Here is a 7,210-nt window from a genome sequence, read left to right as displayed (position 1 = left end):
GAGCGCGCGCAAGCCTTCGGCCACCTCGCCACGGCGCAGGGCGAACGCAGCCTTGCCGTGGGTGAGAACGCCGACGCGCAGAGCGACCTCTCCACCGCCATCGGCAACGAGGCCATCGCCAACGGCACCGATGCACTGGCCATCGGCGACACCTCCGTGGCCACCGGGCCGTCGACAACCGCGGTTGGCGGCGAATCCGTCGCGAACGGSCCCGGCACCACCGCGCTTGGCTGGCAGGCCAATGCRGCAGCGCCGTTCTCCAACGCGCTTGGGCACCAGTCCACTGCGAACGGCGAGCAGGCCATCGCCATCGGCGAGGACAGCACGGCCAACGGGATCGGCTCGATYGCCATCGGCGGCAACAACGACRCYGACGGCGACGGCGTGCCGGACCAGGGTCAGGGYGCCACGACCGAYGGGGCGGATGCCATCGCCATGGGCGCCGGCGCCTCGGCCACCGGCCCGTCGACGACCTCCATCGGCGGCGAAGCGGTCACGAACGGCCCCGGCAGCACGGCCATCGGCTGGCAGTCCGCAGCCACCGCCGAACGCGCGCAGGCCTTCGGTCACCTCGCAACCGCGCAGGGGGTCCGCTCGCTCGCCATCGGTGAGAACGCGGACGCSCAAAGCGACCTGTCGACCGCCATCGGCAACGAGGCCATCGCCAACGGCACCGATGCTCTGGCCATCGGCGACACCGCTTCGGCCACCGGCCCCTCGACCACTTCCGTGGGCGGCGAGTCGGTGACCAACGGTCCGGGCAGCACGGCCATCGGCTGGCAGTCCGCTGCCACAGCAGAGCGCGCGCAGGCCTTCGGGCACCTCGCAACGGCACAGGGGGTCCGCTCGATGGCCATCGGTGAGAACGCGGACGCGCAAAGCGATCTCTCCACCGCCATCGGCAACGAGGCCATCGCCAACGGCACCGACGCGCTCGCCATCGGCGACACCGCCTCGGCCACCGGGCCCTCGACCACTTCCGTCGGCGGCGAGTCGGTGACCAACGGTCCGGGCAGCACGGCCATCGGCTGGCAGTCCGCTGCCACCGCAGAGCGCGCACAGGCTTTCGGTCACCTTGCCACGGCGCAGGGGGTCCGCAGCCTTGCCGTGGGTGAAAATGCCGATGCGCAGTCGGACAACGCGACCGCCATCGGCAACGAAGCCATTGCCAACGGTATCGACGCCATCGCCCTCGGTGACACCTCCGTCGCCGAAGGTCCGTCGACCACCGCCCTGGGCGGCGAGTCGGTGGCCATGGGTCCGGGCGCCACGGCGGTCGGCTGGCAGTCGATGGCCACGGCGGAACGGGCACAGGCCTTTGGCCATCTTGCCAGCGCCACGGGCATCCGCTCCACGGCGGTCGGTGAGGGGGCAACGGCATCGGGCAACCGGTCGCTGTCCTTCGGCAACCTCGCCTCGGCCACCGCGGCCAACTCCGTGGCCATCGGCAACGGCGCCACGGCCACCCGCGCGAACCAGGTCTCGGTCGGCAACGCCCAGAACACCTATACCTTCGCGGGGATCGGATCGGCGGAAAGCGAAGCGGCCCAGACCGGCGGTGTGGGCTTCGTGACCTCCGACGCGGACGGCAACCTGGCGGTGAACTACGGTGCATCCGGCACGCTGGGCGCTCTGGACCGGGGCGTCGCCGCGAACCAGGCCGCGATCAGCCGGAACGAGGACGCGATCAGCGAGAACCGCGACCGCATCCAGTCCAACAAGGAAGGTATCGCCATGGCGATGGCCCTGTCGACGCCCTACGTTCCGGCCGACAAGACCTTTGCCGTGTCGTCCAGCCTGGGCGCCTTCGAAGGCTCCAGCGCCATGGCCGTCAGCATGGGGTACCGGATCAACGGGAACACGCAGCTTGACGCCGGTGTCACATACGGGTTTGATCGCCAGCAAGTTGGCGGTCGGATCGGTGTCACCTACGCATGGTAATAAAAAATCTTGTAAATTCGAAGGCGCCGCAATCCCTGATTGCGGCGCTTTTCCTCACCTTCGCCGGGCTTGTCCCGGCGCAGGCCCAGCAGGCCGCAACGGTCGAGCGCAGCTTTGCCACAGCGCTGATCCGCGATGTCCTGACGGCGGTGAACCATGGCAACTGGACCGGCAATTACACCGTTCTTCGCGACTATTCCGCGTCGGATTTCGCCGCGGCCAACGATCCGACGCGCCTTGCGGGGCTCTTCACCCCGGTGCGCGAAGCCGGGATCGACATGCTGCCGATCCTGGTGACCGAACCGGAAATCCTCAGCGCCCAGACCACGGCGGGCGATACGCAGATGCGGCTCACGGGATATTTCCCGACGACGCCGCAGCACATCAGTTTCGACATGGTCTTCGTGCGCGAGAACCGGCGCTGGCTGCTGCTCGATATCTCCGTCGGCCAGTTCGACCCGATCGAGCGCCCCGCCCCTGCCCCCGCTGAGGCGCCGGCCTCCGGTTCCGGCGACTGACGCCATTCCCGCGCGCGGCCTTCACAGTGCCTTGTGCCCTGGCCACGCTTTACGATAACCTCTTGGTATTGCACCCATGAGGACGCCGCCATTGGCCCAAGACGACCCCCGCCCGCTCACCCTGCGCGATGTCTCCGAAGCCTCGGGCGTGTCCGAAATGACCGTCAGCCGCGTCTTGCGCAACCGCGGCGACGTTTCAGCCGGGACCCGTGAAAAGGTGCTCGAAGCGGCCAAGGCGCTTGGCTACGTCCCCAACAAGATCGCCGGCGCCCTGGCCAGCCAGCGGGTGAACCTCGTGGCGGTGATCATCCCGTCCCTGCGCAACATGGTGTTTCCCGAGGTGATGACCGGCATCAGCCGGGTGCTCGAGGAAACCGAGTTGCAGCCGGTGGTCGGCGTCACCGACTACCTGCCCGAAAAGGAAGAGCGGGTTCTTTACGAGATGCTGTCCTGGCGGCCCTCTGGCGTGATCATCGCGGGGCTGGAGCACACCGACGCTTCGCGCGCCATGCTCAAGGCCAGCGGCATCCCGGTGGTAGAGATCATGGACGTGGACGGCACGCCGATCGACACCGCGGTCGGCATCTCGCACCGCCGCGCGGGCCGCGAGATGGCCAAGGCGATCCTCAAGGCCGGATATCAGCGCATCGGCTTCATGGGCACCAAGATGCCGCTCGACCACCGCGCGCGCAAACGCTTCGAAGGGTTCACCGAACTGCTGGCCAAGTCCGGTGTCGAGATGGCGGATCAGGAATTCTATTCCGGCGGCTCGGCGCTCAAAAAGGGCCGCGACATGACCCGCGAGATGCTCGAGCGCACCGAGGATCTGGATTTCCTCTACTACTCCAACGACATGATCGGCGCGGGTGGGCTTCTATACCTGCTCGAGGCCGGGATCGACGTGCCCGGGCGCGTAGGTCTCGCCGGGTTCAACGGGGTCGAACTGTTGCAGGGCCTGCCCCGACAGCTCTGCACCATGGATGCCTGCCGCGACGAGATCGGCACAAAGGCCGCGCAGATCATCGCGCAGCGTGTCTTTGACCCCGCGGCCGAATACGAGCGGGTGGTCGAGATGACGCCGACCATCAGCTACGGCGACACGCTGAAGCGGCGGTAAGGCGGGTCTCTGGCCTGCATCAACCGCTTGCGCCGGGCGTCGCAGGGTCTAGGCTGCGCCGCATGATCCCCCGTCTCGACAATCGCGCCGCCCGGCGGCTGTTTCTCGACCGACACGCCCTTGGCGAACCGCCGACAGGCGCCGCGAAGGGGGCGGCGCTGACCGGGCTGATCGAACGGCTGGGGTTCGTGCAGCTGGACAGCATCAACACGCTGGAACGCGCGCATCACATGATCCTGTTCGCGCGGCGCCAAAGCTACCGGCCCGCCTACCTGGATCGGCCGCTGGAACGGGAGCGCAGCCTGTTCGAACACTGGACCCACGACGCCGCGATCATCCCGACGTCTCTGCGCCCCCATTGGCAGGTGAAATTCGCGCGGGATGCGGAAAAGCTGCGGGCGACCTACCGCAACTGGAGCCGTGACGGGTTCGAGGCCCGGATGGAGACGGTGCTGGACCGCATCCGCGACCACGGCCCGGTGTGTTCCGCCGAGGTCGGCACGGACGAGCGCAAGGGCTCGGGCGGCTGGTGGGACTGGCATCCGTCCAAGACCGCGCTCGAATACCTCTGGCGCGCGGGCACCCTGTCGATCTGCCACCGAGAGAATTTCCGCAAGTACTACGACCTGTCGGAACGGGTTTTTCCCGATTTCGCCGAGGCCCCCGTGCCCGACACGCAGGCGACGCTCGACTGGCTCTGCGGCGCGGCGCTAGACCGGCTGGGCTTTGCCACCTCGGGCGAACTGGCGGCGTTCTGGGACATCGCCACGCCGGCCGAGGCGAAGGACTGGACGCGGCGCGGCCTCGCCTCGGGCGCGCTGATCGAGGTGGAGGTCGCCGGTGTCGACGGCACACGGCGGCAGGTGGCCCGCCCCGATGTGCTCGCCGCCGCCGAGGCTGCACCGGAACCGCCCAAGCGGATGCGCGTGCTCAGCCCCTTCGATCCGGCGCTGCGGGACCGCAAGCGCGCCGAGCGGCTGTTCGGGTTCCACTACCGGATCGAGGTCTTCGTGCCCGCGCCGAAGCGCCGCTATGGCTATTACGTGTTTCCGCTGCTCGAAGGCGACCGGCTGGTGGGCCGCGTGGACATGAAGGCCGACCGCCGCGCCGGTGTGCTGAACGTGACGGCGCTCTGGCCGGAACCGCGCGTGCGCTGGACCGACGCCCGGCAGGCGCGTCTCGAGGCGGAACTGGCGCGGCTCTGCCGCTTTGCCGGGCTTGAGAGCGTTACCTGGGCACCGGGATGGCTGCGCCTGGACGCCCTGCCCTAGCCGCGGCCGGGCGGATTTCTCCAATGTCATTGGCATGATACATTCTTCCCCTAGGGTGCCGCGAGGTTATCCACAGGCAGGTCCATGTCCCTTCACCACGCCGCCCTGCGCCTCACCGGCGCGCTGGTTCTACGCGACGGCGCACTGCAACAGCGGTCCGTGGCGATACGGCGTGGGCTGATCTCCAAGGGTCCGCTGCCCGAGGTCGACCTGAGCGGTTACCTGATCCTGCCCGGCATCATCGACCTGATGGGCGCCCCGGTCGGCCCGCGCGCCGCCGGCGGACCCGACCTGCAGACCGCGCTGGCCGCCACCGACCGCGAGATCGCCGCCCACGGCATCACCACCGCCTGCCTGAGCCAGGGCTGGAGCTGGGCCGGAGAGCTGCACAGCCCGACCTTTGCCGAGGCGATGCTGGCGGCGCTGGAGGCCTACCGCCCAAGGGCGCTCACCAGCCTGCAGGTGCAACTGCGGTGCGAAACCCACACGGTCGATACCGCCGACCGGCTGCTTGCACTGGCGCGGCGGCATGCGCTGGCCAGCGTGCTGTTCCAGAACACGCTCGAAACGCGCGGCCCCGAACCGCACCAGCGCGCCAATACGGCGGCGCAGCAGGCCCGCTCGGTGCCGCGCTACCTGTGCCGCCTGGCCGAAGCCTTCGACACGCTGGGCACGGTCTATGGCAGTCACGGCGACCCAGACGGCGAAACCCGCGAGACCTTTTCGATGATCGGCGCCAAGCTCTGCGTTGCGCCGCGCAAGCGCAGCGCGGCGGCCCTTGCGCGCGCCGTGGGCGACCCCGTGGCCCTGCCCGCCTCTGCCCTGCTGCAGCCGCCCGGTTTGATGGACACCGGCTTGGCCGCCGACCTGGTGCGCGCCGGTCTGTGCGACGCGCTGGTGTCGGACGGCACGCTGCACGGGCTGGCCGCCGCCGCGTTCCGCCTCTCCGACAGCGGTGTGCTCGACCTGCCGCGCGCCTGGGCGCTGATTTCGCAACGCCCGGCCGAGATTCTGCGCCTCGCGGATCGCGGTGTCATCGACTACGGGCGCCGCGCCGACCTGACGGTGATCAACGCTGAGACCCGGACGGTCGAGGCGACGATCTGCGGCGGGCGCATCACCTACCTTGCGGGCGAAGCGGCGCAGCGATTTCTGGGCCTGCACCGAGATATCGCCATCGCCGCGGAATAAAATCCGCGCCGTCACCATCCTGTCATACCCGAACGGTAACCAGCCCCTGCGAGTGAGCGCAGCAGGGTCGGCTGATTTCGGCCTTTCGGTATTCCTGTCCCCGCAGACCGAAATTCATTTCCATAGCGAAAGGGGGCGGCCCGGGCCGCCCCCTTTATTCGTTCCGTCTCGGACGATCAGTTCAGTGCCTGGTCGGTGATTTCATGCGTATAGGCACCTTCGGGCATCTCGGTGATCATGCCGCCTTCCATGGTGATCTCGGCCGACCGCTGAAACGCCGCTTCGTCGAGCGTGCCGTCGGACCCCGCGGTGAGCTTGGCGATCTCGCCCATCATCCGCTTCTGGTGCTTTTCCGTCTGCGCCCCGGTCGAATCGTTCTCGAGCACGATTTCCGCCGCCTCGTCGGGGTTTTCCTCGGCATATTTCCAGCCTTTCATCGAGGCGCGGACAAAGCGCACGAGCTTGTCGACCATCTCGGGGTCCGCGAGGTTCTCTTCGGTGGTGTAGAGCCCGTCCTCGAGAGTGGAGATGCCCTCGTCCTCGTATTTGAATACCACCAGGTCCTCGGGCGTCAGGCCCGCGTCAATCACCTGCCAGTATTCGTTGTAGGTCATGGTGGTCGCGCACTCGACCTGCTTTTGCAGCAGCGGATCGACGTTGAAGTTGATCTTCTGGATCGTCACGCCGCCCTCGGATCCGTCGGTCGGGATCCCCAGCTTGCCCATCCATGAAAACAGCGGGATCTCGTTGCCGAAGAACCATGTGCCGAGGGTATGGCCCGGGAAATCCTCTGGCGATTCGATGCCGTGCTCCTTGAGGCAGGTCAGCATCAGGCCCGAGCTGGCGAAGGGCTGCGCGATGTTGACGATGGGCGCGCCCTTTTCGCGCGCGGCCAGCGCCGAGGGCAGCCAGTCGACCATCACGTCGGCACCGCCGCCCAGCAGCACCTGCACGGGCGCGATGTCGGGGCCACCCGGCTTGATCGTGACGTTGAGGTCCTCTTCTTCATAGAACCCCTTGTCGGCGGCCACGTAGTATCCCGCGAACTGCGCCTGCGTCACCCATTTGAGCTGCAGCGTCAGGTCGTCGGCGGCCTGCGCCATCCCTGCCGTCAGGCCCAGTGCCGTCCCCACGGCGGCCAATGTCTTCAGTGTCATTGTAGTCTCCCTTGT

Annotated in this window: 6 protein-coding genes; 5 read left to right on the top strand and 1 reads right to left on the bottom strand. The window is 68.0% G+C overall.

All coding sequences use genetic code 11. The features are described 5' to 3' along the window. The 5 genes from DU478_RS11795 to DU478_RS11775 form a co-directional block, all read left to right on the top strand. Nucleotides 1-1,941, top strand: a 1,941-nt coding sequence (locus DU478_RS11795; RefSeq protein WP_114511166.1) for a YadA-like family protein, incomplete at its 5' end; no start/stop codon positions are given. Next, on the top strand, nt 1,935-2,459 hold the full coding sequence (locus DU478_RS11790; protein WP_114511165.1) for a hypothetical protein: 525 nt from the start codon (nt 1,935-1,937) through the stop codon (nt 2,457-2,459). The genes DU478_RS11795 and DU478_RS11790, both read left to right, overlap by 7 nt. A gap of 91 nt (nt 2,460-2,550) precedes the next feature. Next, on the top strand, nt 2,551-3,576 hold the full coding sequence (locus tag DU478_RS11785; protein WP_233501209.1) for a LacI family DNA-binding transcriptional regulator: 1,026 nt from the start codon (nt 2,551-2,553) through the stop codon (nt 3,574-3,576). Nucleotides 3,577-3,638: 62 nt separating this feature from the next. Beyond that, complete coding sequence (locus DU478_RS11780) at nt 3,639-4,847, top strand: winged helix-turn-helix domain-containing protein (RefSeq protein WP_114511163.1); 1,209 nt, start codon at nt 3,639-3,641, stop codon at nt 4,845-4,847. 84 nt (nt 4,848-4,931) lie between these two features. Beyond that, entirely contained in the window at nt 4,932-6,038 is a 1,107-nt protein-coding gene (locus tag DU478_RS11775) for an amidohydrolase family protein (RefSeq protein ID WP_114511162.1), read from the top strand. Nucleotides 6,039-6,214: 176 nt separating this feature from the next. On the opposite strand, the gene DU478_RS11770 is transcribed toward DU478_RS11775, so the two are convergent. Further along, nucleotides 6,215-7,195, bottom strand: a complete 981-nt coding sequence (locus DU478_RS11770) for an ABC transporter substrate-binding protein (RefSeq protein WP_114511161.1) — start codon at nt 7,193-7,195, stop codon at nt 6,215-6,217. Nucleotides 7,196-7,210: the final 15 nt, after the last annotated feature.

The organism is Thalassococcus profundi (assembly GCF_003344785.1).
Classification (GTDB): Bacteria; Pseudomonadota; Alphaproteobacteria; order Rhodobacterales; family Rhodobacteraceae; genus Puniceibacterium; species Puniceibacterium profundi.
This window is presented reverse-complemented; position numbering and strand designations above follow the sequence as displayed.